This is a genomic window from Hydrobacter penzbergensis (assembly GCF_900106985.1).
GTDB classification, from domain to species: Bacteria; Bacteroidota; Bacteroidia; order Chitinophagales; family Chitinophagaceae; genus Sediminibacterium; species Sediminibacterium magnilacihabitans.
This window is the reverse complement of record NZ_FNNO01000008.1, coordinates 54,709-75,301: the sequence shown is the minus strand read 5'-3', so window position 1 is coordinate 75,301 and position 20,593 is coordinate 54,709. Positions and strand designations below refer to the sequence as shown.

18 protein-coding genes are annotated in these 20,593 nt (G+C 46.8%); 5 read left to right on the top strand and 13 right to left on the bottom strand.

The genetic code is table 11. The features are described 5' to 3' along the window. Nucleotides 1-8 precede the first annotated feature (8 nt). From BLU98_RS17805 to BLU98_RS09960, 9 genes are all read right to left on the bottom strand, one after another. Nucleotides 9-140 (bottom strand): hypothetical protein, encoded by a 132-nt coding sequence (locus BLU98_RS17805; RefSeq protein WP_257574877.1) that lies wholly within the window; start codon nucleotides 138-140, stop codon nucleotides 9-11. A gap of 15 nt (nucleotides 141-155) precedes the next feature. After that, on the bottom strand, nucleotides 156-1,130 hold the full coding sequence (locus tag BLU98_RS09995; protein ID WP_092723896.1) for a PorV/PorQ family protein: 975 nt from the start codon (nucleotides 1,128-1,130) through the stop codon (nucleotides 156-158). Further along, complete coding sequence (locus tag BLU98_RS09990; protein WP_092723895.1) at nucleotides 1,127-1,810, bottom strand: hypothetical protein; 684 nt, start codon at nucleotides 1,808-1,810, stop codon at nucleotides 1,127-1,129. Before BLU98_RS09990 ends, BLU98_RS09995 begins: the two co-directional genes overlap by 4 nt. 3 nt (nucleotides 1,811-1,813) lie before the next feature. Beyond that, nucleotides 1,814-6,790 (bottom strand): beta strand repeat-containing protein, encoded by a 4,977-nt coding sequence (locus BLU98_RS09985; RefSeq protein ID WP_092723894.1) that lies wholly within the window; start codon nucleotides 6,788-6,790, stop codon nucleotides 1,814-1,816. A gap of 25 nt (nucleotides 6,791-6,815) precedes the next feature. After that, nucleotides 6,816-7,322, bottom strand: coding sequence for a hypothetical protein (locus tag BLU98_RS09980; protein ID WP_092723893.1), 507 nt, complete (start codon nucleotides 7,320-7,322; stop codon nucleotides 6,816-6,818). Between the two features lie 186 nt (nucleotides 7,323-7,508). After that, a complete protein-coding gene (locus BLU98_RS09975; protein WP_092723892.1) occupies nucleotides 7,509-8,174 on the bottom strand; it encodes a response regulator transcription factor in 666 nt (221 codons plus the stop codon). After that, nucleotides 8,167-8,922 carry a sensor histidine kinase gene (locus tag BLU98_RS09970; RefSeq protein WP_092723891.1) on the bottom strand — a complete coding sequence of 252 codons (756 nt, stop codon included), beginning with the start codon at nucleotides 8,920-8,922 and terminating at the stop codon, nucleotides 8,167-8,169. Before BLU98_RS09970 ends, BLU98_RS09975 begins: the two co-directional genes overlap by 8 nt. Further along, nucleotides 8,886-9,536: a hypothetical protein gene (locus tag BLU98_RS09965; protein ID WP_139173882.1), complete on the bottom strand. Its 651-nt coding sequence runs from the start codon at nucleotides 9,534-9,536 to the stop codon at nucleotides 8,886-8,888. Before BLU98_RS09965 ends, BLU98_RS09970 begins: the two co-directional genes overlap by 37 nt. A gap of 4 nt (nucleotides 9,537-9,540) precedes the next feature. Next, a complete protein-coding gene (locus BLU98_RS09960) occupies nucleotides 9,541-9,873 on the bottom strand; it encodes a hypothetical protein (protein WP_092723889.1) in 333 nt (110 codons plus the stop codon). 125 nt (nucleotides 9,874-9,998) lie between these two features. Here BLU98_RS09960 and BLU98_RS09955 point away from each other — a divergent pair, with 125 nt between their 5' ends. The 3 genes from BLU98_RS09955 to BLU98_RS09945 all read left to right on the top strand — a co-directional run bounded on the left by BLU98_RS09955 (nucleotide 9,999) and on the right by BLU98_RS09945 (nucleotide 11,840). Further along, the gene (locus BLU98_RS09955; RefSeq protein ID WP_092723888.1) at nucleotides 9,999-10,937 is read left to right on the top strand and encodes a helix-turn-helix transcriptional regulator; all 939 of its coding nucleotides are present in this window, start codon (nucleotides 9,999-10,001) and stop codon (nucleotides 10,935-10,937) included. A 44-nt stretch (nucleotides 10,938-10,981) separates the two neighbouring features. Continuing rightward, a complete protein-coding gene (locus tag BLU98_RS09950) occupies nucleotides 10,982-11,404 on the top strand; it encodes a MauE/DoxX family redox-associated membrane protein (RefSeq protein WP_092723887.1) in 423 nt (140 codons plus the stop codon). Nucleotides 11,405-11,510: 106 nt separating this feature from the next. Beyond that, nucleotides 11,511-11,840: a hypothetical protein gene (locus BLU98_RS09945; RefSeq protein ID WP_092723886.1), complete on the top strand. Its 330-nt coding sequence runs from the start codon at nucleotides 11,511-11,513 to the stop codon at nucleotides 11,838-11,840. 16 nt (nucleotides 11,841-11,856) lie between these two features. On the opposite strand, the gene BLU98_RS09940 is transcribed toward BLU98_RS09945, so the two are convergent. The 4 genes from BLU98_RS09940 to BLU98_RS09925 all read right to left on the bottom strand — a co-directional run bounded on the left by BLU98_RS09940 (nucleotide 11,857) and on the right by BLU98_RS09925 (nucleotide 18,131). Continuing rightward, nucleotides 11,857-13,224, bottom strand: a complete 1,368-nt coding sequence (locus BLU98_RS09940) for a RagB/SusD family nutrient uptake outer membrane protein (protein ID WP_092723885.1) — start codon at nucleotides 13,222-13,224, stop codon at nucleotides 11,857-11,859. An 11-nt stretch (nucleotides 13,225-13,235) separates the two neighbouring features. Next, nucleotides 13,236-16,412, bottom strand: a complete 3,177-nt coding sequence (locus tag BLU98_RS09935; protein WP_092723884.1) for a SusC/RagA family TonB-linked outer membrane protein — start codon at nucleotides 16,410-16,412, stop codon at nucleotides 13,236-13,238. 44 nt (nucleotides 16,413-16,456) lie between these two features. Next, nucleotides 16,457-17,710: a TlpA family protein disulfide reductase gene (locus BLU98_RS09930; protein ID WP_257574876.1), complete on the bottom strand. Its 1,254-nt coding sequence runs from the start codon at nucleotides 17,708-17,710 to the stop codon at nucleotides 16,457-16,459. A gap of 157 nt (nucleotides 17,711-17,867) precedes the next feature. Continuing rightward, nucleotides 17,868-18,131: a hypothetical protein gene (locus BLU98_RS09925; protein ID WP_092723882.1), complete on the bottom strand. Its 264-nt coding sequence runs from the start codon at nucleotides 18,129-18,131 to the stop codon at nucleotides 17,868-17,870. Nucleotides 18,132-18,462: 331 nt separating this feature from the next. On the opposite strand from BLU98_RS09925, the gene BLU98_RS09920 reads away from it, so the two are divergent. After that, nucleotides 18,463-18,702, top strand: a complete 240-nt coding sequence (locus tag BLU98_RS09920) for a helix-turn-helix domain-containing protein (RefSeq protein WP_257574875.1) — start codon at nucleotides 18,463-18,465, stop codon at nucleotides 18,700-18,702. A 165-nt stretch (nucleotides 18,703-18,867) separates the two neighbouring features. Continuing rightward, nucleotides 18,868-20,592 (top strand): hypothetical protein, encoded by a 1,725-nt coding sequence (locus BLU98_RS09915; protein WP_092723880.1) that lies wholly within the window; start codon nucleotides 18,868-18,870, stop codon nucleotides 20,590-20,592. Nucleotide 20,593: the final 1 nt, after the last annotated feature.

Genomic DNA, 20,593 nt, shown 5'->3' with positions numbered 1-20,593 from the left:
ACTGCTTATCAACTGCCATTCTTTCGCTTCCACCAATGCAACAAGTCTTTTCTGTACACGCACCCTATCAGCAGGTAATAAAGACATAGTATGACGAGCATACACACCGCATAATCACTCCAGCTAACCTTACTCAACATGTTGCGCTGTTTTATTTATTGAAAACTGCCGATATTGATCGACAACGTCAACCCAAAACCATGCTGGTAAGGTGAGCCGTTCATAGATGATCCATAAGGCACCAGGTATTGAACATCGAGCCCCCAGCTTTGATCATTAACGAACCCTTTATACCCCACCCCCAGCGAAAAATATTTCCTGCTGCCTCTGTCGGCACGCTCCCAACTGATCCCACCGCGCAGATAAAACTGTTCATCAAAGCCGTATTCGACACCTCCAGTTAATCGAAGCCCCTTCCAGTCGTCTTTGAGCAGTCTGGTTGCATCAAGCGCCACCGTCCACTGGTTACTCGACGCTGTTACTGTTGAATAAGCGATACCAATGCTGGTGCTAGTGGGCAAGTTGATATTGGGTCCGACATTACTCAGTGTAGCGCCCAGGTGCAACGTGCGCATCGTGCCTCCCAAATTGATCCTTCCATAATAACCCAGATCGCTGCAAACACTATACACATTCACCGGCGATGGGCCGAACTGGTTTTGCCCGATGAATTTGAGCTGAACAGAAAGGGCATGATCCGTAGCCACCTGCAGTGCATAAGCCGCACCGAGATTAAAATCCCGGGACTTGTAACTGGCCAGTGTAGCACCATTGTCATCCCGCAGATCAATCTGTCCCATATCCAGGTAATTCAGATTGATGCCCAGGGCGCTAGTTTCACTGAGACTCGCTACATAATTAGCTCCCAGCATTCGGGTATCTTTACTGATGCCCATCAACCAGGGCATATAAGAAATAGATGCCTGATGAAAATGCTGGGTGAAAGCGATGATAGCAGGATTGTACAAAAGCGATTGATTTCCCATAGAAGAAGCGATGCCTGTTTCACCCATCCCCATACCACGACTGCTGGCTTTAACGGTCAGGCTGGGAAAGCGCGTCACCAGCGGCTGCCCGACCACGTTGTCAAAACACACACCAATCAATACGATATAAATTAGCCGCCTCATTGTACATTGATTTTTTGATACACCGTATCGGACGCTTGCCCTAGATCATCTGTAACTGATAAGCCAACCACCTGCTCTCCCTTCGCGTGGAATATCCATTTGAACACAGATTGAGTAGAGCTCATCCACTGCCCATTGACGGAAAAATCGTAGCGAGTAATGAGGCCGTCTGGCTTACTGGAAGTGGAGGCATCAATCACATAAGGCCAGCTTTGCGGTTGTGTTTGCGCCTCGGCCCACCACATGAAATGCGCGGCCGGCCGCTGATTAGATCGGCAGTCCACGACCACCGACTTCTGCATCGTTCGCCCCAATCGATCAGTGAGCAAAAAATCAAGAAGACACATCCCTGGTACATCTGCAAAAACAAATACCTGGATGCTATCCATAAGAGGCAGCGATTGACCCGCTTTGATCTCGTTACCACGATACAGCACGTGTACACTGGAACAAGTGTCGTCGCGCAACAGGTTCAACTGATGATCCGGGTCCTTACAGTAAATAGTAAGTCTGCCACGATCTGTCCAAAGTGCATTTGTAGTATCACGCTCGCGTATGCGCACTGTATCTTTGTTAAAAGATAATTCCTGTTTCGGCGCACTTGCTTTGATCGACTCATACTTATTGCTGCAGGCTGCCACAAGAAGGAGCCACCATCCACACAAAATCATTTCTTTCATCGCTTAATATTTATACACTTTATCAAAATGTTTTTCGCCGTTATAAACCGCGGTCATAAAATAAAGCACACCTGCTGTCAACTGATCCGCACCTTCCAGGTTGAACAGGTGCTCACCTGGTCCACCACTTTTTATCCAGCTTCTGATCCTTTTACCATCTGCACTGAACAGGTCAATGCGCACCTCTTGTTTTCTTTTCAGCACCACCGAGACGTTCAGGTGATCGTGAAATGGAATCGGAAATACATTCCAGTCCTTGACACTACCCGTTACAAATAGTTCCCGCTTGAGTGGGGTGGATTCGGGCAACACCCGCAGCCAGGTGGAAAAATGCGTGATGCAATTGCGGGGACTAACGGCATCTAATTGCACCAACACGGAATCTCCTGTTTTGTAATAGCGCTCCCGAATGGTGTTACCAGTGGTTACTGCCTGATTGCCATTACCAAAATCCCAATGAAAAGAACTTGCGTTTACTACTACTCCGGTAAGCTCCACTTCGCCGCCATAACTCGTTACACGTTTGCTCAGTTTGATTTCGCCGGCCGGGTACTCAGTATCGTCTGCTGTCACAGTCACCTGTGTACTGTCAAAGCATCCCTCTCTCATCACCCATACCTGATACTGCCCGGCCTGCGCGAAAAAACTGCTGTCGCGGCTATACTGCGCCCTGGGCACTGGTTTGTCTGGCGGATCAGTCCACCGCCATATAGAAAAGCGCTGATCACGGTTATTTACTGTCAGTAATGTTTTTCCCCCTTCGCATACTTTCCTGTATCCAAGGATTTGAGGAGTAGCCACAGAGCCGATGGTGATGATAACGGTATCGGACAGGCTGGCAGCGTTGCAACCATCCGCACTGATGGAACGCACGGTGAACTTACCGGCTTTGGTATTGACAATCGTATCAGCAGTAGACGTTTTAAATGCGGTACTGTTCAAATACCACTGATAAGTATTGCCGTTTACCCAGTTCAGGATTGTAAGAACACCGCTCGAACCGTTACACAAATGCAGGTCCGCTGTGGTAATAACAGCAGGCTCCGGTTGTGGATGCACTGTCATCATTACCGATGCGGTAGCGGACGCACTGCATGCAGTTGCGCTACCGTCCTGTACACTCACCAGGCTATAGTTGAAATTACCTGCCACACTGGTTGGGACACTGAGGTTCACACTGCTTCCTGCGCTGCTAGTGATGGTTTGGTTCGCACCCCCATTGATGCGATAAGTAAATGTGTAAGGCGCAGTGCCGCCAGCACCCGTAAAGCTGATGATGGGGGCCATACTGTTTTGACAAACCGTGGTAGCGCCGCTAAAAGAAGCTGTTGGTAATGGATTAACCGTAACGACTGCCGATCCACTCGCCACATTACTACAGGTAGTACTGCTTCCATCTTTTACACTGATCAAAGTATAAGTGAAGCTTCCAGCAGTAATAGTAGGCGTCGCAATACTGGCCGTGTTGCCATTACTGGTAACGGTTTGATTGGCACCACCGTTAATCGAATAGGTGAAGACATAAGGCGCGACACCACCCGAACCCACAAAGCTGATCACCGGTGACGCGCTGTTCTGACAGACGCTCGTAGTGCCACTGATGACAGCAGTGGGTAGTGCATTCACCGTAACCGTCGCCGATCCGCTGACTGCACTCGTGCAGACAGCGGCACTCGCATCCTTAACGCTCACCAGGTTGTAAACAAAAGAGCCTGGGGTATTAGTCGGTACTGAAACGGAAACACTATTACCACTGGTAGTTGTAACAAACTGGTTAGCGCCACTGCCGATATTATAAGTAAAAGTATAAGGTGCTACACCCCCACTGCCTGTGAACGTGATAACCGGTTGGTTGGTATTCTGGCAAACAGCAACCGTGCCCGCAATCGTTGCAGTAGGCAGAGGATTAACTGTTACTATTGCTGATCCCGAAGCCGCATTGCTGCACGCTGTATTACTACCATCCTGCACACTGATGAGTGTATAAGTATAATTGCCTGGCGTGCCGGTAGATACGGGTACCGTCACACTGCTTCCAACAGAGGTGGCAATTGTCAATGGAGTACCACCATTCACCCGATAAGTGAAAGTATAGGGCGCCGTACCACCACTACCGCTGAAGTTGATCACAGGTGAGGCTGCGTTTTGACATACGGTAGCAGTACCCGATATCGCGGCGGTTGGTATTGGATTTACAACGATGGTCGCGGCACCACCCACTGTATTACTGCAAGCAGTACTGCTGGACTCCTGCACACTGATCAGCCGGTAATTAGTACTGCCAGCCGAGGCAGTAGGAACCGCAACACTGATATTGTTACCGGTAGTGGTAGTAATAGTTTGTGCCGCACCACTTCCGACTTGATATGTAAAAGTATAAGGAGCTACGCCACCACTGCCACTGAAAACGATCATGGGTGAACTGCTCCCTTGGCAAACAGTTGCAGATCCTGAAACCGTAGCGGTGGGCAAACTGCGAACGGTGGTCGCGAGCGGGCTGGAAGGTGTCTGACATCCATTACCATCCGTTGCGGTAACAGTGTAGGTGCCGGATGTGCTGACATGGATGCTGTTGCCTGTTTCACCGGTATTCCACACATAAGAAACGGCACCGCTGGCTGTAAGGGTAACACCTCCGCCCTGACAAAATACTGTAGATCCCGAAGGACTGATTACAGGAGCCGTCACCGAAAAATAACTCACTGTCACGCTGCCAGACAGCGCCGTGCAACCTTCTTTGGTAACGGTAACAGAATATGTGCCCGGTCCGACACTAATGGTTTGCGTCGTAGCACCAGTATTCCAATGGTAGCTTTCATAACCCGCACCCGCATCCAGGGTCTTTAGCATGCCAGGGCAAATCTGAAAAGAACTGCCAGGCAGTGGTGTCGGACAATTGCCCGTTGTAACAACTACCGGATTGGAGTTGGAACTGTTGCCGCAACTGTTTTTATCATAAGCATAATAAGTACCTGCGGTGCTGGTCGTAACTGTGTTACCTGTGGTGCCATTCGACCAGGTAATTTGTGAGCCGGTTGCACTGAAGCTGGTCGAAGTGCCGTTACAAAGCAACACATTATTGGAGGGTGCTACAACCGGCGCGGGGGGGACACTGCCGGTTGTAATGGAAACAGTATTGCTGTTATTACTGTTTCCGCACCCATTCGATTCATAGGCATAATAGCCACCCGTACTGCTTACAGAGATCGCATTACCCGATTGTCCCGTGTTCCAGTAGATCGTGCCGCCTGCGGACGCTAAAGTACTCAAAGTAGTAGATACCCCATTGCACAAAAAAGTCCCATTACTATTCGACACCGTCGGTGCAGCTGGTGTTTGGCCCACGACGATCGACACTGAATTACTGTTGCCACTTGCACCACAACTACCCGTCTGATAAGCGTAATAAGTACCAGCACTGCTCACGGTGATGCTACTACCCGTCTGTCCCGTGTTCCAGGTAACAGTTCCGGTGACATTGGAAGCCACCAGGTTAGCGGCGCTGCCATTACAAAGCAGTGTTGCATTCGTACTGACCGAAGGAGCAGCCGGCGTAGTTCCCGTTGTAATCGCAATCGTATTACTGTTCCCACTGGTTCCACAACTACCAGATTGGTAGGCATAATAACTGCCCACCACGCCGACGGTGATGCTGTTACCGATCTGCCCATTGCTCCAGGTAACGGGCCCACTGACGCCAGTTGCAGTAAGTATAGTGGTCGCTCCATTGCAAAGCAAACTGCCATTACTACTACTGATGGATGGTGCCGCAGGTGTACTGCCTGTTGAAAGCACGACTACATTGCTCGCCGCGCTGGTACCGCAAGTATTGGAAGCCGTTGCATAATAACTACCCGCTGTAGTTGCGGTGATGCTGCCACCTGTTGCGCCCGTGTTCCAGGTGATGGCGCCTGCGCCCGAAGCAGAAAGTGTCGTTGTAGCGCCGTTGCAGAGCAACGTCCCTGCGCTGCTGCTCACGGAAGGAGCCGATGGCGTAGCAGAAGTAGTAATTGAAACCGTGTTACTGTTTGGCCCTTGTCCGCAACTGTTCACTTCCCAACAGTAATAATTACCTGCCGCACTTACCGTAATACTATTACCCGTGGCGCCGGTATTCCAATAGAGTGTACCACCTGCCGTTGGACTCGCACTGAGCACCGTAGAAGCTCCGTTACAAAGCATCAAACCACTGGAGGAACTAACAGCCGGTGCAGCAGGAACTGAACTCGCATTGAGCGCTACGGTGTTGGACTGAACCGATTGACAGATGTCTCTGACTACCGCATAGTAATTGCCGGGTTGATTGGTGGAAAGAGTTCCACTCGCATCACCGGTGACGAGCAGCACACCGTCTTTATACCAGTCGTACAAAAATCCATAAGGCGCATAATTGGGACTCGATGTGATCTTACTGGATGTGCTGCTGCAAATCGTTGCAGGCGACGCCGAAATCGTTGGGCTGCTTAAGGTGACGGCATTAGTGTACAAAAGCGGAACAGAATACTGGGTCTTGCTGGAGTTTGTTGTAGTACTATTGTATTGATCCGTCCCAACAATATCGACTGCCAGTTGCTGTCCGGTATTATTATTATTGGGAAAAGCGGAGTACGGCACATCGATGTCAATCCATAGTGTAGCAGGAAAATACCGGGTGCTGCCTGCAAAACTAATTTGTGCTCCATTAAAATAACTTGGATCAATATTGGTGTAGTTGGTGGAGAAAGTTCCGCCGGATTCAGAGCAGATAAAATAACCAATGGTGTTATAGTATCCGGCCGAAGGATTATAATAGTAGAAGTAAAACGTGATTCCCTTGAACTGGGTACTCGTAAATGAAGTCACTTTACCCGTGATTCGGACGCTTTGAGAAGTGGTACAGTAGTTGAAGCGTGCAACCGATTGGGAAACCGTATAACTCCCTTGAGCCATTACGGATACGGCAAACAGCATAAGCCCCCACAAAAGAAAAATGGTTTTCATGGATATTGGATTTTAAACGCTCGGGCTAAAGTGAGGGGAATAGATAGGTTAAGCCCAGACCAAAACAGCTTCGAAGCGAGCCCAGCTTGGTATTGAACAGAAGCTTTTGTTGTATGAACGCGTTCAGCCGAAAGGCGTCGGAAATAAAGCATTCACCCGACAATTCACACACGGCGCCATAATTCATACGACTACGGCCCGGCAAATCTTTATATACCCAGGGATCATTTTCGATTTGCCACGTCGCCCCCAACCCTGCTCGCCAACCCCAGAGGGGCAAAGCATCACTGTTTCTGGAGCTGGCATATTCCGCCTGCAGGTCAGCACCGTAGTTTGCGTAATTCAGCGAATGATTCTTTGACCGCTCAGCAAATCCAGCGAGCGTAAAGTTGATGGTGCCGTTGGTCCAGTGCTCGTAGCGAAGAGAAAGATAATCTGCCGGCGTCAGGCTGTGCCCTAATCTGATACCAAAGGATTGAGCGCTTGCAGTCATACTCCACAAAATCAAAACCCACATTACAAACGTCTTCATGGTGTATTCGTTTTAATACACCAAAGCTATCGCGGCAAAAGCACGCTGAAAAGGTGGGGACTACTCTAATACCGGTGGTTTCTACTCTATTTAATAGAGCGCGACTCCAAGATATTCCATTATTTATGACCAGGTAACGATGCTCAATCGCGGTCGATCCTTACATCCACAAGAATTCCAGAAATTTCAATCCGGATTATACAACCCGTTTCTAATGGCATAAATAACTACGCCTGCCGGTGATCGCACATTTAGTTTCTCGTAGACCCTTGCACGGTTATTTTCGATGGTCCGGATAGACAAACATAAATCAAAAGCCATCTCCGGATTCGTCTTTTCTTCACAGATCATCCGGATGATCTTCAGTTCGATATCACTGAACTGCGGATTGGGTGCTGTTGCGTAAGGATTAAAAGAGCTCTTGCTCAAAAGCCGTAACATCTTGGTGTTCGTTGTTAAGCAAAAATAAGGATAGCCCTTAATCAGCTGATCCAGGGCGGTAAACAGATCCTTCTGGGGCATGTTTTTGGTTATATAACCATTAGCGCCTGCCTGTAAAGCCTCTATGATGGATAAATCGTTGTCGTAGCTGGATAAAACAAGACAATGCGTAGGGGGACTGATCCGCTTGATCTCCTCCACCGCCTTGGCACCACTGAGAATCGGCATACGAAGATCCGTAATGACAATATGCGGGAGGTGGGTTTTAACCTTTCTGACGAGTTCTTCCCCATTGTACGCTTGGTCCACCACTTCGTAAACGTCCTGGTCGTTGAAAAGTGCTTTTAATCCGCCTACATAAATCTCGTGATCATCTGCAATGATCACTTTAATGGAATAGTTTTCAGACATCCTTTGCAAGCATTTTTTTAATCGGTACCTGGATTTTCCATATAGTAAGTCCCTGTTTCGAATAACTGATGTCAATCACTTCAGCCCTGTTTTTAATATTCTGAAGTCCGTTGCCCGCCACGGTCAACCGGCCGGCGGGCCAACTGAATCGCTTACCGTCATTTTCTATTTCCACCATCAGCCACTTGGTGCTATAATAGGCTTTGAACCTGATAAGACCGGCTCCTGCATGTTTCAATATATTCGTCAGCACTTCCTTCGCAATAAGAAAAAGATGCATGGAGGGAACCATGTCCAGATTTTTGTTGTTCAGCCTTACCTCATAGTTTAGTTTGCCCGCGTGAAGCGCCCGCATGTCTTCGAGCAGATCGGCCAGCGCGAGCTCGAGCCCCTGGGAGTGTAACAGCGGCGGCGCCCAACCATACACAATCTCTTTTAGTTTCTGACGTTGTGCGTCAAGCAGGTGAATCATTCGGTGCTGGTTCTCTTCAAAATTAACCGAATCGGTCTTTTGAAGCAGGATCGCAATGGTTGCCAGGTTACTTCCGACCTCATCATGCAGATCAGCGCTCAGCCTTCCCCTCTCTTTATCTACCCATTCAATTTCCCGTTGCAATCTTTGCTTGTAACTGCGTATCCGGTAGTCAAGCAGTCGATACAGCGAAACAATAAACAGCAGCAATAATACCGTGAAGAAAGCCAGGCTGATGATCAGATAGATATTATGGGTCGATGTTTGGGTATCCATAGGATGGCGAACATGAAAATCAGGTTAGCAATCAGGTTAACAATACTCAATATTAGCCACAATTGCATATAAAACGAAATATGCAAACCCACTGAAACAACGTAGAAGCAGCGCAGGAAGGCGCTATACGCAAAAAAAACAAACAGCCCGATCCCAAGCAGCAGATCTGTCTTTCGGTAAGCTGTGATGCGATCACTAAAAACGGTCCTGTTAATATGCTCAATGCTCAACCAACTGATGGTAAGGCAGGCGAAGATTCGGAAGTAACTATTATCGTTCCTGATGCTATGCAAATAAAAGTTATCCAGGAGCCAGATGACAACGCCCGTCGCAGCGTATAAAAGGCGCCAGGATAACTTTTGCGGTGTAAGGCGAAAAAACAACCAGAGTAATAAACCGTATTCCAGGAGCGAATAGATATTGGAATTAACGATGTTGCCTTGATGATTTCGGATGAGGTAGAAGCTCAGCCATTCATTGGCGGCGCCAAGGGTAAGGTAAAACGCGAACGGCATGTACCTGTTTCCTATCCGGCGTGCGTGAAATAAGATCGCGACAAGTGGAATGCCAATGGAGGCAGCCGAAACAATCGTAACAACCCAATAATAAGTCATAGGCTTATTGGTTTAACGGAGAAGCCGGCGGGCAAATCGGCGGGCAATGGAATGCATCCTCCAGTAAAATGCCGTTATCATTAGCTGGTAATTCTTGCAGTTGCGCTGGAAGCATGTCTCTTCCCAGCGCATCCACTCCTACCAATACCGAACAGATCTGGCCGTTTTCCTTTCTTCCCAAATATAAGCGAAGTGAGGTACATGCGGGTTGGTTCAGCAAAGCCAGCACAGAGGCTGCTTCATAGGTTTCACAAATGGGCAAATCCGAGCCTGGTCGTTCGCGAAAACGTTTGGTAAAATCAATGGCCGCCTGGAGCGTAATTTGATGTGTAAGCATATAAAATGATTTAGGATTGCAACATAAGGGCAATTAACGGCCTGGGCAATGTGGTAACTACTCTATTTAGTCTCTTTGGTTTGATCTTTGGATAAAACAACCCATCCACGATAGATTTTTAGGCCATGGAAATTCGTTTGAATCAACGACCGATACATTTGTCCGACGCCATCCCTCCGGGTTGGGAGCAGTACCACCTGCCGCGCGCCCACCGGCAGGCCTGGGAAGATTCGGCTGGCTTAATCTTTGTCCAAACAGTGCAGTTGCAAAATCATTATTTCAAACACCTGATGATTACACCGGGCAGTCATCATTCATTATGCATAGACAGCAAGGCAGAAGGACTCAATGTATTGATCGCACTCAGGGGGAACTGGGAGCTTAACAACAAATCCGGTACATCATGCCGCCTGAAAACAACGGAAGCCTGCATTTGTTGGGGGACGCGGATGCTGCTCTACACCATGACAGAACCCGGCAGCGACATCATCTTGCTGAATATTTGTTTTCGCGCTGTGGAAGCGCTTCAGTGGGTGCATCATGAAAATCCCTTCCAACGAACCGGGCAAATGGGGCCGCAGGTCTTGAACTTAGCTGCACTAGACCTCATTGATCAATTGCTGCATGGAAACGACCAGCGGGATCAGCAGTCCGTTCATGCAAAAATGAGTTGGCACATACTTCGGGAAATTTACAGGTCCTTTGAAAAAAGCGCAGACCCGTATTTCCTCCTCGGCCAGATAATTGTGGAACAGGTACAAAAAGTCAAAGCCCACATAGACCAGCATCCGGAGAGCCATCTCTCCTTGAGCGCCCTGTCCGGGATGGCAGGCATGAACAGGCAAAAATTGCAGGACAGTTTCAAGAAATTATTCGGCGTAAGCATTTATACCTACGATCTGCAAAACCGCATGCGCATCGCCCAACAAGTGCTCAAAACAACCAACAACCCCATCAAACAGATTGCTAAGCAATGCCGCTACAAAAACCTCAGCAGTTTTACCGCTGCATTCGCGAAGTTCACCGGCCTCACCCCTACACAGTACAGGCGACTGAAAACATAAATGTTACTGCATATTTAATAAACGGAGCTGGATAGCTTCGAGGCATGCAAAAGATATTTATAAAAATCATCGTCGTACTTCTTGTCGTGCTCTACACATACACCGCATGCAGTAAATGGTTTGACTTCACCCGCTTCAAAGAAGCAATGCTGCATCAGCCATTAGCAGATTGGATCGCCTGGCCCTTAATATACACGTTGCCCGTCTTAGAGCTCGCCATCGCACTGGGATTATTGTCCGATAGATTCAGAAAAGCGGCCTTGTTAGGCTCCGCTTGCCTGCTGGCGGTTTTCACCGCTTATGCCGCCCTCATCATGCTGGGCGGGTTTGGCAGGATTCCCTGCAGTTGCGGCGCAGTCATCAGCGGTATGGGCTGGAAGGCACATCTTGTATTCAACACATCATTTTTAATATTAAACGCCTATGGTATATCCCTTTTAAAAAAGCAAGGCGCCTACGATCAGTGATCGTAAGCGCCAAGGGTTGGTCGGCCAAAAGACCGTTGAACAGTACTTATTTCAAAACCAAAGTTTTTTAAGGCAATCTTTTTTTGATTCAAAAAAAGGCCACAAAATGCAAATCAAACTTTTTTCAAAAGCAAACCTGGTTGCTGTAGCCGCACTGATGATGGCAACCGTAACCATGTCGTTCAAACTCTCCGGTCCAATGCGTGGCAATCTGCCTACCGATTATCATTACAAGATCGCCAGCACCGTTATTGGTGACCTGAGAAATATCGATAACTGGGAAGTTGGCACCGGTAACGATTGCGGCACAGGAACAGATGTCCCCTGTGTGATTCCTTACACTGCATCCCCGTCGGAACCAACCTTCCAGGATTTTCTGAACAACCGCACGCTGGATCAGTTAAAAGCAGCCGCTTCATCTCAAAAGATGTCTTAGTAATAAAGCGGTAACCCTATCTCGGGTTTTGCTGCATACCGGAGATAGCAATAATGTCTTCCGGAACAGGAAGCGCAAATCTTGGGTCATTAGGGGGCAAACTATACTTAGCGGCGCCAATCGTTCGCTGAAGGGTAATGTTTGCCCCTTCCTTATTGAGTCTTTTTACGTCCATCCACCTAAGTCCCCTCATGAGCAGTTCTTTCCTTCTTTCAGTAAGAATAAATTGAAGCGCCTGTTTTTTATCAGTAAACTGCGATCCAGTATAACCCGTTATCCGTTTTTTTAACAGTTCATCAATATCTTTTCCCGCCGTTATCAGATCTTCATTCCTGGCAGAACATTCTGCGTGTATCAGCAACATTTCATCGGTGGCCGGCCCGCAGAAAAGAGCCGGATTCCCATTGTAACTTCCCCGGAAGCCCACAGAGCCATCCGGGTTGGGCCTGAAGAACAATTGCTTTCTTACATCATTACTGCCATAAGCGCTGTATAGCTCGTTAACAATTTTTGCTTTGACTATGCTCAAAGGCCGGGGTGGCGGCGCCATACTGCTGTAAATCACCTCGCTGTTAAACGGCGGCAATGGATAAGTTTTAGAGGCGGATAAACTGCTGTAATCCAAAATACCATTTTTTATTTTTAAGCAGGAATCGGCATACTTCAGCGCTTCGTTGTATTTTCTCATCCATAAATAGGTCCTTGCAAGCAATCCATGGGCAGCAGCCTTTGAAGCCCGCATTGCGTGGAGTGGTTGTTCGGGGAGCAGCGATGCGGCGGCCTGTAAATCGGTTGTAATTTCATTGTACGTTTCACGAAGGGGTGCGCGTACCGACTGCTCGTTAAAATCCGTTGTATTTCGCAATGGTAAACCCAGGTCTGCGCCTGAACTGCTGGAATCATAGGCAAGACAGAAAACAGCCGCTAATTGCAGATAAGCCTTTGCTTTGATAAACAGCGCCTGTCCTTTAACGTTATCCCATACTGCTGCGTTATCCTTACCCCTTTTGATATCGCCTATCTTTTCCAGCACAGTGTTGGCATAATAAACCAGCGAGAATCCATTCGACCAGTCATTAAATGCATAGTCAAACAAATAATCGCTGGTCCAGGTGTACATTCTTCTGTCTCCCTGATTGGGCATGGCCATCCAGTCATTTTCTGTCAGGTAGTAATCATCAGCGCTTACCTCGCCCGAAAGTATATCCCGGCTATTGATCGTTCCGTAATTATCCATCAACGCTTGTAAATCTTCCAGCTTATGAGGAATAGCAAGCGTGTTGTCCGATTTTTTATCGAGAAATTTTTTACAGCCGGATAACGGAAGGAGTATCATCCCAATGATGATCGTGGCACTGAATACCGAATGAATATATTTTGACATAATAGTTGAGTTTAAAAAGTTCCTTTAATACCTATCGTAACACTTGTTGGTTCCGGGATACTGCCCATAAAGTAGTCCGGGTCTAACCCGTCTTTATTAGACCGCCACAGGATGCCGATATTATTGACGTTGAAATGCAGACTGATCCTCTTCAGCGGCAATCCGCTCCTTATCCAGTCGTAGGAAAGCGCAATGTATTTGAGGCGGATATGATCCCCTTTATCAATCAGCGCTTCAGAATTCGTATAAAACCGGTCGCGGCTGCTGTTAGCAGGATAGACCATCGAAGGGACATTTGTCGTGCGCTCATCTCCCGGCTGTTGCCACCGGTTGGAGAAATCGGCATGCCCTATTTTGTAGGCAAACAGTGAAGTGTAATTGATGGAACTTTTCTTGAAGTAATGCCCGAATTTTCCCATCAACCGAAACGATAGCGATACATTTTTCCAGCTCACGGTATTCCCCAGGGTAGCTATCATCCTCGGCATAGCAGGACCGTTATATTGCAGGTCGGTAACCTGCACGGAAGAACCAGTCAGCGCCGTATAGTCTTTGCTAACGGCTCCCTTAAGATACCCCCGCGGGTCGCCGGTTGCAGGGTCAAGCCCCGCCCATGGGTAAGAAAAAATGGAATAAACCGGTTTCCCCTTCAGCCCCGCAATCTGTGCTCCGCCGTTAAGAAAGCTGCTTGCGTCGTTTGAGCTCAGGTAGTAGTCCGTCACTTTGTCCTGGTAATAGTTAACATTCAAATCCGAATACCATTTCACTGTCCTGTTCACATTGATGCTACTCAGCGAAATGTCCACGCCCGATGCGCTCATGGAAGCAACATTCTTTAAAATAGTAAATGCCGCCACACTGGTATAATCCACCGGCACAGTTCCAAAAAGATCAGCGCCTTTTTTCTGGTAGTATTCCACGCTGCCCGTCAGGATGTCCGATTTGAGTTTAAAGTCGATGCCCAAATTCAGGGTAGCTACTTTTTCCCACCTCAAATCGGGATTGGGAAAGTTTTCAAACCTCGCAAATGGAAGCAAAGTATAGGGTGATACGCCATTATATATGATGGTGGTAACGGCAGCTCTGCGTGTATCCACATTGCCACTGTATCCATAAGTAGCGCGGAGTTTTAAGAATGGGAATAACCGGCTATGGTAAAAGCGTTCGCGGGACAAGGTCCACGAAAATCCGGATGACCACAGCAGGTTCCATTTGTCATTGGCATGCACACCGAAAAGATTAGAAGCATCTTTGCGCCCGCTGGCGGAAAAACTGTACCGGTTACCCAGTGTGTACGCAGCATTGGCGTACAAAGAAACAAACCGGTTAGATGATTGCCTGTTTGCCGACGGATCAGCAATAAAATCGGGGCCGCCGCCAAACCACGAGGTAAAGGGCCGCGTATAGTCAACCGATCCATGTGTAAGCAAATCTTCATCAAAGCCGAATAAACGATAGTTTCCGCCCACTGATGAGATATCTCTCATTTCAGCGCCCGCAATGGCCGACACACTGTGCCTGCTCCAGGTGTTGTGATAGTTCAACTGTCCCCTCACCTGGTGAGAACTGATTACATTGTTCGATTGATCCCTGATCGCCCCCACCGGGATATGACGTACAAAAGCACCGGTGGCGTCAATTTCAGAAAAACGGTTTATCAGGTTTCTTGTAAAGTAACTATTCAGCCCCTGGGTGTTTACCGTTTCAAGGGATTGCCTTCCATATTGGTATTTTATTTCTGCCGAAAGGGTGTTGAAGACCTGATACCCCAAATCAAGATTGGCTGTGATGTCCTGGCGCGTGGCCGTCATGTGCTGAAACAAATAATCTTCCGCCGGGTAATAGTTCCAGTTCAGCAGCCTTCCTCCCCCGGCGCTGTCAATATAGGGTTGCCGGTAGTCCTTCATGATGGAAAGCGGCGCACCACCATCATCGCGGAACCGGGCGTAGGGATATAAGGCACCGCTGGCGGTGAAAATGCTTCCGTAACCGGGCCTGCCGTTGGTTTGTGATGCCAGCGTATAAAGCAACGAAGTGGTGAATGTCCATTTTTTAAATGGTTTGTACGTGTGGCTGAAGCGAAGGTTGATACGGCTATCTTTTGCATCCAGATTGCTGATGTTGCGGTCAACACCGGATGAAAATATCCAGCTATGATGGGAGTCTCCACCCGAAAGATTCAAAAAATACTGCTGGTTAAAAGCCTTACGGTACATGTACTTCGCAAATTCGTTTCTCACATCAATCTTACGGAGCGCAGCGGTTTTTTGCTGGTAGTCATCCGCCGTGATGGCTCCGTTTTCTTTTTGTATCAGCAGCTCAATAACCGGTGTGAGCGCCGGCCTGTCCGGAGAATTGATCCAGAAATTGTAATAACCTTTCTTATACAATAACTCCTCTACATCAATAAAATCCGAACTACTAATCGGTTTCTGATAAAAAAGATCGGGCTTCGCAGTTGTCGTCAGGTTGGCGCTGAAATCTATTTGCAGCGGCTTGTTAAAGCTTCCCTTTTTGGTGGTAATAACAATGACGCCGTTACCGGCCCTTGTTCCCCATATGGAGGCCGCTGCGGCATCTTTCAGGATGGTGATGCTTTCTACCATATTCGGGTTAATGTTTGCCAGGTCGCCCTCGTAGGGAAAATTATCTACGATAACCAGCGGATCGGTCATACCCTTGATGGTGCTCATGCCCCGCACCATATTGCGTTGCTGCCCGTTCTGTCCCCTGTAAACGGAATAGCCGTTAGCGATCGCTTCCAGCCTGTCCATCACGTTGGTGGTTACCTGTTGATTGAACAGTTGCTCGCCGATCGTGGTAAAAGACCCGGTGGCGCGTTCTTTGGGAAGTTTTTGGTAGCCGGTCGACACGGTAACTTCTGAAAGCAAGGCAGTTCGTGGTTCCAATAAAATGTCTATATGCTTCGGATAAGGAGCCCTGTAGGTTTTTTCCCAGGTAGTGTACCCGGAGAAAGACAGTTTTAAGGTAAAGCTGTCCTTATGTACAGCGATGCGGAAATTCCCCTGGTCATCGGTGAGGGTGTTCTTTGTTTCGCATTGTACGGTGGCGCCGGTTAACGGCGAGCCTGTTGCGTAGGATAACACGGTTCCCGTAATGGATACCTGCCCGCTCGTGATGCTGCATACAAAGAGGCAGCAGGCTGTTATGATACAGTATATTCTCATTGGTAGTTTTTAAAAGTTTAAAAAATGGATCACTGGCGCTCTGGTCATTGAGCGTCCTTATCAGCTAAAACAAATACACGCATTGGTCTTTTGCCGGTAACGATTTCCAAACCATATGCTTGCAGTTGCTTTTTGATTAATTTAAAATCGAGCGGTTCACGCAAGGGTAAATCCAGCTTGCCGCTGAAACCGGAAGCATTCACCGTCGGCAGTTTAATAGCTTCGGACTGGTTTAATATTTTCACCACTTTTTCGATGGCAACCCCGGTGGCGGATGTTTTAACTGGCACCCCGCTTTTTTGAATAATGAAGCAGGGGATTGTTTTCGTTTCAATGCTTCCATGATAGGCCGAGTAGCGATTTAAATCCTGGAGCATGTACGCAAATAAATTGCGGGCATCCCTTACGGGGACGATCAGATCATAATTGTAAAAGTTCCTCGCCTCACCCCGGGCATTGCAAAGGCGTGCATAAACTGCGGCTGTATCTTTTATTGTAAGGATGAGCAGCTTCCGGTTGTATGTCAATCCCGCTTTTTCAAACAGCGGATATACGGCAGCTTCGTAAAGCGGAAGTATTTCCTCATTGGTCACAGCCCTGCCTCTCAGCACCTCCCCTGTTCTTCTAAAGCGGTTCCCGCTGGGCAGGCCTATATACCGCCCTTTGTAGAAAATGGAATAGAAGCTGTTGCTGTCCAATTCTATATTGTTATCAAAAAACAGGGGCTTATTACCGTCCAGGTCAACCTTATTGGTAATACCATTGGCGGTTTCGCCGAGTGCTGCTTTTATATTAGCGGCATTGATTTCATCCGGGCCTGTAGGCGCCAGGAATCGTCCTTTGGGGCTTATCCAAATAAAATGAGGCACAGTGATGTGAGGAAAATAGCGCCTGAGCACAGTGTCGTTTACAATAGAAACCGTATTGATTTCTTTGACGATGGCGTTGGTCTGTAAAAAACCGGCAATGGTATTGTACGGCTCATCTGTAACGGGCAGCACTACCATATCATGTTGAAACACGGTTTGTAAACCGTGGATTCTGGGCATGGCCTTGATGCAGGCGCCGCACCAGGTAGCCCAGAAATCCAGTATGATTAATTTGCCTTTATAATCGGCAAGCCTGATGGTTTTCTGTCCCTGTGGGTGGTTTACGACGGATAATATCTGATGCCAAAGTGTATCGGGTATGGTGTCGCCGGCGGTCAGTTTAAATGGCCCCAGCTCACCAACAGAGCCGGGGCGTTTGCCCTTAACCGGCGACATATGCACGTCAGTGAGCAGCTGAAAGGGAGTCACAGCTGAGTGGATAGTACCGGAAAGGGTGTGGGGGGTATAGTTCGTTCGGGCTTGGCTTTGCCATGGGCAAAGCAATAGCAGTAAGCAAAAGTAGCGCATATTTTTGCAGTTAGGTAAATGAGGAAATCAGATGACTAAAATGAATGGGAGCACCCTGCTATACCGGGTTTTTCGGCTTTTTTGCGTATTGGGATTTCAGGCGCGAGAGCGCTGCGCCCTGGGGGGAGATCAGGATGATCCTGTTGGTTTTTCGGAAGTCTTTTGTAAAGGGGCAGACTTTAAAATGATAGCGAGGAAATGAAATGCCTTCTTTTTGAGCGCGAAGATGCCTTTTAACAAAATGGCACAAAACGATATCTAGTGCCTCTTTGGGGATGAGGCCCTTTCGTATCAGCGCTTCTAAATCAAATCGTATGGCCATAACCAGCTTTATTGGTTAGAATTTACTATTGATCAAAAGTCTTTGTAAGCGGAGAAAAAAAGGGGGCGCAGCACTCAACTTACCGTCTTAGAGGTCCTAGGAGACCCATGGAACAAATAAGAGAGCCCACGCCCTTGAGCGTGAGCTTTCAACTTATTGCCTTGTTCCATCTCGAAATTTCCTAGGTTTCTAAGACAAGACTCTAAGCGAAGGCTTCAAATAATCTATGAAGGATCGCAAACTTAATTCTAAGCTACCAAAAATAAGGAATTTTTAATTTAATTGTCCAATTGGACAATTTTATTTTTTGAGGTTAGCTCACTTTCATAAAGTGAAAGTTAGAAATCAGGCATATCTCATTGCGTTTGGCAACAATTTGAAGAAATTGATTGCTGTAAAGAAGAAAACTCCAGAGGAAGTGGCGGCTATTGGTAATATTGAAACAAAGCAAGTCTATAGGGTCATAAATGCCGAACGAAGCATAACACTTTCAACTCTTCTTGCTATTGCAAAGGGATTGGAAGTTCATCCAAAAAAATTGCTCGATTTCGACTACGACTTTGAAGAATAGCATAAATCACAAAGGCAAAATAGACCGGTATATCCCAAGCAGTCTGCGCGAGCTCCATGTAATAGCTAATATTAGTAGGTCTTTTATATCTTAGTTTTTCACTTTACCTGTCCTACAAGTCAGGTACATCATAGAAATATTGGCTAAACTACTAATTACCATACTATGAATGCAGTCAACATCTTCGCTTATGAAGCATCTGTTGGAGGTTTAGAGAAGCTACGAGAAGAAATATATAGAAGAATTGGGCACAATATTTTCGCTCCTAGCTACCAAACCCTGTGTTCTCACATACTAAACTGTATCGACTATCCAAACAAGCCTAATGTATCCGAAGGCGAACAAACCGTTTTGAAGGCCCTTCAACAGGTGAAGGATATCTTTACCGATCATTTTGGATATTGGGAACAAGATTTCCCGTCGGTTAGCGTCCCTTCTGAGTATGAACTCTTTTTATTGAATCTACTCGATCTGATCAAGCTGCCAGGTATTGAATATAAAAGATTGGACACACTGGTTAAGGAAGATCTCTCAAAACGAAACCAAACAATTCAAAAGTATCTTAGGGAAAGATACATTCAAAATTATAAAAATAATGCCGAACAACCGCGTAACCAAGAGGAACGAACCTTACTGGCATTTTATACCCGTAATATTGAAGAGCAACAGATTATCGTAGACTATCTGGTCAACGGTGTTAAGCGAAAATCCATCGAAATGAGTACATCTTATTATGATGCGTTTGGGTGGGTCACTAATTTGGGTGAGCGGCCGTACTTAACAGCATCGCCTATTTCGGAAAAATACTTTGACCATGAACAAATAGACCGCGTTTCACATCGTCTATTAGATATTAGCATAGTAGAAGGTAAGGAATTGAAGGAGCTATATAACACAGACAGGCCGGAATTTTATAGACGACTATTTACTGTTGCACCTGCTACGGAGGTAATTGAAGTAATAAAATTCTATTTACAAACGCTTGCCCCACTTACTGACAACCGTAGATCATTATTTGAGGAAATGTTTGAATTATATAACACGGGTAAATTTTATGGTTTTTATGGATTAGCTCTGGGACAAGTGGAGGGCCTTTTTTCCGAAATGGTGGCGAAAAAATATCCTCAATTAAACAAGTCTTCACTTCCCGACAAGGTAAGGGCGTTACGTTCCGGACAAAGTAATCATTATTTGGCTCTTGATTATTATGAGTATTTCATTCCTCTTCAACGAAACAAATTCATGCATGCTGGCATCGACGATGAAATAGAAATCAAAGCACATGATCTACTCCTTGACCTTGCCAATGTGCTTTCAATTTATGCTTCTCTGGATGCACCCATTGTAGTGCTTACTCAGATGATAAAAAAAAGAATCCCAGATGAATTCATTGACGTAGAGGGATTCAATAAATTCTTTGAACTGATTGATCTTTCTACAAGGCATAAAGACTTTACATCGTTGAAAGTCGAAATCGACGATTTCGAGAAAAATTTCCTTATTAGACGCTTGGAAGACGCCGGCATTTTAACAGATCTCGAAAACCATATTCCTGAAACACTGAAACACTTAACTGATACCGTTAAACTACATACATCCTACGAAGGCGCACTACCAGTTAACCTTGACCAATGGACAAATCATTTGATTAATACCCAAAAGAAGAAATTGATAGAGCGACTGTCTCTTTTCTATGACGTTCACTACGATATTTTACAAAAACTCCTCAGCTGCCTTACATTTTTAAGCCAATCATCTAAAAATATGCCTTCAATGGATCGATTGACCAAAGACAAAATTCAAAAACTTAAACGGGATCATGAGGATGATCTAAAAAAGATCGCATTAATTACAAAAATAATGGAAGAGGCCAAATCGAAATTGGTTTAAA

What these genes read in the sequence shown, in the direction of transcription:
- BLU98_RS17805 (WP_257574877.1), bottom strand. Translation starts at nt 140, where the DNA reads ATGTTGAGTAAGGTTAGCTGGAGTGATTATGCGGTGTGTATGCTCGTC.
- BLU98_RS09995 (WP_092723896.1), bottom strand. Translation starts at nt 1,130, where the DNA reads ATGAGGCGGCTAATTTATATCGTATTGATTGGTGTGTGTTTTGACAAC.
- BLU98_RS09990 (WP_092723895.1), bottom strand. Translation starts at nt 1,810, where the DNA reads ATGAAAGAAATGATTTTGTGTGGATGGTGGCTCCTTCTTGTGGCAGCC.
- BLU98_RS09985 (WP_092723894.1), bottom strand. Translation starts at nt 6,790, where the DNA reads ATGAAAACCATTTTTCTTTTGTGGGGGCTTATGCTGTTTGCCGTATCC.
- BLU98_RS09980 (WP_092723893.1), bottom strand. Translation starts at nt 7,322, where the DNA reads ATGAAGACGTTTGTAATGTGGGTTTTGATTTTGTGGAGTATGACTGCA.
- BLU98_RS09975 (WP_092723892.1), bottom strand. Translation starts at nt 8,174, where the DNA reads ATGTCTGAAAACTATTCCATTAAAGTGATCATTGCAGATGATCACGAG.
- BLU98_RS09970 (WP_092723891.1), bottom strand. Translation starts at nt 8,922, where the DNA reads ATGGATACCCAAACATCGACCCATAATATCTATCTGATCATCAGCCTG.
- BLU98_RS09965 (WP_139173882.1), bottom strand. Translation starts at nt 9,536, where the DNA reads ATGACTTATTATTGGGTTGTTACGATTGTTTCGGCTGCCTCCATTGGC.
- BLU98_RS09960 (WP_092723889.1), bottom strand. Translation starts at nt 9,873, where the DNA reads ATGCTTACACATCAAATTACGCTCCAGGCGGCCATTGATTTTACCAAA.
- BLU98_RS09955 (WP_092723888.1), top strand. Translation starts at nt 9,999, where the DNA reads ATGGAAATTCGTTTGAATCAACGACCGATACATTTGTCCGACGCCATC.
- BLU98_RS09950 (WP_092723887.1), top strand. Translation starts at nt 10,982, where the DNA reads ATGCAAAAGATATTTATAAAAATCATCGTCGTACTTCTTGTCGTGCTC.
- BLU98_RS09945 (WP_092723886.1), top strand. Translation starts at nt 11,511, where the DNA reads ATGCAAATCAAACTTTTTTCAAAAGCAAACCTGGTTGCTGTAGCCGCA.
- BLU98_RS09940 (WP_092723885.1), bottom strand. Translation starts at nt 13,224, where the DNA reads ATGTCAAAATATATTCATTCGGTATTCAGTGCCACGATCATCATTGGG.
- BLU98_RS09935 (WP_092723884.1), bottom strand. Translation starts at nt 16,412, where the DNA reads ATGAGAATATACTGTATCATAACAGCCTGCTGCCTCTTTGTATGCAGC.
- BLU98_RS09925 (WP_092723882.1), bottom strand. Translation starts at nt 18,131, where the DNA reads ATGGCCATACGATTTGATTTAGAAGCGCTGATACGAAAGGGCCTCATC.
- BLU98_RS09915 (WP_092723880.1), top strand. Translation starts at nt 18,868, where the DNA reads ATGAATGCAGTCAACATCTTCGCTTATGAAGCATCTGTTGGAGGTTTA.